This window comes from Psittacicella gerlachiana (genome assembly GCF_003585965.1).
GTDB lineage: Bacteria > Pseudomonadota > Gammaproteobacteria > Enterobacterales > Psittacicellaceae > Psittacicella > Psittacicella gerlachiana.
On sequence record NZ_NRJF01000263.1, the window covers coordinates 1 to 2,979 of the forward strand.

Genomic DNA, 2,979 nt, shown 5'->3' on the forward strand with positions numbered 1-2,979 from the left:
ATGCTACATAGTATAGCATAAAAGCTTATTTATACTAAGAAGTACTGCCTATTATCTAGAGATATATTAACACTTTTCTCTTTTTAAAGTTTTTCTTCTAAAACCGTTTGAAAACTTGGTATAATTAAACTTGTCTTAAAATAAGTTATAAGTATAGATTAACTTTAATTATGCAGAATTTTTTTAGGCTCAAGTTTTGGCCAAGCAGACTTGAGAAAGAATAGGAGGCATCTTGTCAGATACGATAATTATTAAAGGTAAAGAAACTGCAGATAAAATTAAAGAACGAATTCGTTTAGCTACAGAAAAATTAGCCTTATCTCCTTTTAATGTCCGCCCAAAACTTGCAGTAATACTTGTTGGTCACAACCCAGCAAGTGAAATTTATGTTCATCATAAAAGCATACAAGCAAAAGCTGTTGGGATTGAGACTCAAATCCATCGCTTAGATGAAAATGTAGATTTTGATACTTTATTAGAAGTAATTCAAAAACTAAATCATGATGAAAGTGTAAATGCAATTATTCTTCAATTACCTTTACCTTTACATTTAAAACCATTTACCTATAAAGCAATGATTGCCATTGATAGTAAAAAAGATGCAGATTGCTTTAATCCAAAAAATATCGGTCTAACTTTCTTAGATCGTGCCAACATAGTTCCTTGTACTTCACATGGAGTTTTACAAATTCTTGATCAATACAATGTTGATGTCTTAGGTAAACATGTAGTGATTGTTGGAGCTTCAAATATTGTTGGTAAACCTTTAGCGTTAGAATTAATTAACCGTAATGCTACGGTAACTACCTGTAATATCCATACCAAAAATATTCGTAGTATTACCAAAACTGCAGATGTTTTAGTGGTAGCTATTGGGCATGCAAAATTCTTTGACCACACTTATGTAAATCAAGATTGTATTGTGATTGATGTTGGGATCAACCAATTAGAAAATAAATCTTATGATCCAGCATTAGAACAACGCGTAATTCAAGAAGGCGTAGAAGCGGTGGCTTTAGAACTTGCTCGTGAGCAAGATCTAACTCTTGACCAAGCAAAAGAAACCCTACATAATTTAACTCGTAAGCAATTTACTGTAGGTGATGTAGATTTTGAAGATTTACTTGGTAAATGTGCAATGGTTTCTAAAGTTCCAGGAGGCGTAGGTCTCTTAACTGTAGCTAACCTCCTCCACAATACTTTAATCTTAACCTTATTACAAAAGAAATTAAACTTTAAAGATTTTGGTTTAGAGCGTAGATATATTCGTGATCGTAGTGATGTAAGTCACAAATAATTATGCTCTCAGTTTTTAAAATCCCTCTTGCAATTTAATTAACATTAACGTGCAAGAGGGACTTTTTTTTATCACTAAAAAATCCTCCGCTCTTTATAATTAAAGTACGGAGGATTCTTTATATTGTCTAACTTCTGTCCTAAAAATTATTTTCTCAATTTATCTTTAGGAAAATTCTATTTATATTCAGGAAGCCACATAGATTGAGCTACTACTTCTTCCCAATTGTCAGAAGTAACTTGAGCTACCCCTTCTGCTTGAGCTTGTTTAGCTACCGCAGCTGCAACTTTTGCTGAAGATTGACGTAAGCTACTTACTGGTGGAAGAATTGCATGTCCTAACTCAGTTGGATTTACTTGATCTGCAACTGCTTGAGCTGCAGCTTGGAGCATAGCATCTGTAATTTTAGTTGCACGCGAAACAATCACTCCTAAACCTAACCCTGGATATAATAACGCATTATTTCCTTGACCTATAGTAAAGGTTGTTCCTTTATAGGTAAATGGTTTAACAGGAATTCCCGTACATACTAAAGCTTTACCTTGTGACCAAGTAATAATATCTTCAGGCATAGCTTCAATTTTTTCGGTAGGGTTAGAGAGAGGTAAAACAATTGGACGTTCTACTCCAGCACTTAAAGCTTCAATTACTTCTTGAGTAAATGCTCCATGGTCGGTTGAAGTACCAATTAGAATTGTTGGTTTAACTTGTTTTACTACTTCTAGTAAACCAATTTTATTCTCAGTTCTTGCCCAAGTTTTTACTTCTTCAGGATTACGAGCATACTCTTGTTGATAATCAGGAAGATTTTCCATATCTTGAGTTACAAGACCATTACGATCAATTAACCAAACACGAGCTTTAGCTTCTGCACGGCTTAAACCTTCACGTTCCATAGCTGCACTAATTTGATCAGCCATTCCTGTCCCCGCAGTACCCGCACCATAAACTAGAAGTCTTTGTTCTTTAAAGTTCTGTTTAGTTACTTTTAAGCCTGAAGTTACCGCAGACATAACAATAGCCCCCGTACCTTGCATATCGTCATTAAAAATACGATATTGATCACGATATTTTACAAGAATACGGCGAGCATTACTTGCTCCAAAATCCTCAAAGTGTAACATTGCATTTGGGAAGTACTCAGAAGCTACTTTTAAATATTCCGCAATAAAAGCATCATATTTTTCACCACGTACACGAGGATGACGGTTACCTAGATAGAGAGGATCATTTAAAAGCTCTTGGTTATCTGTACCTACATCAAGGTTTACCGCAATAGTACGAGCAGGATTTACCCCAGCCGCAGCCGTATATACTGCTAATTTACCTACAGAAATATCTGTACCATTTACGCCCCAATCACCAATTCCAAGAATTTGTTCAGCGTCTGAACAAACAAGAAGATCTACATCATTAGCCCCTAAACCTAAATTAGCAAAAGCTACACGTATATCTTCAGGACGATCAATTGATAAGTATACTGCACGCGAACTACGATAATTGCCACTCCATTCTTTAATTGCTTGTCCTATAGTTGGATCATAAACTACAGGTAACATCTCTTCTAAATGATCAGTTAACAGCTTATAATAAAGAACTTCATTACGATTATGTAAAGCATCAAGGAAAAAATATTTTTCAATATTTTTTTCATATCTTGAAAATTGCTTATATGCACGCTC

At 34.6% G+C, this 2,979-nt stretch carries 2 protein-coding genes; one reads left to right on the forward strand and one right to left on the reverse strand.

Going from position 1 to position 2,979, the window contains the following annotated elements; all coding sequences use genetic code 11:
• Positions 1 to 232 precede the first annotated feature (232 nt).
• Positions 233 to 1,297 carry a bifunctional 5,10-methylenetetrahydrofolate dehydrogenase/5,10-methenyltetrahydrofolate cyclohydrolase gene (locus tag CKF59_RS07450; RefSeq protein WP_119535279.1) on the forward strand — a complete coding sequence of 355 codons (1,065 nt, stop codon included), beginning with the start codon at positions 233 to 235 and terminating at the stop codon, positions 1,295 to 1,297.
• A gap of 176 nt (positions 1,298 to 1,473) precedes the next feature.
• Here the strand turns inward: CKF59_RS07450 and CKF59_RS07455 are convergent.
• Positions 1,474 to 2,979: NAD-dependent malic enzyme (locus CKF59_RS07455; RefSeq protein WP_147397151.1), on the reverse strand; the 1,506-nt coding region annotated here is incomplete at its 5' end.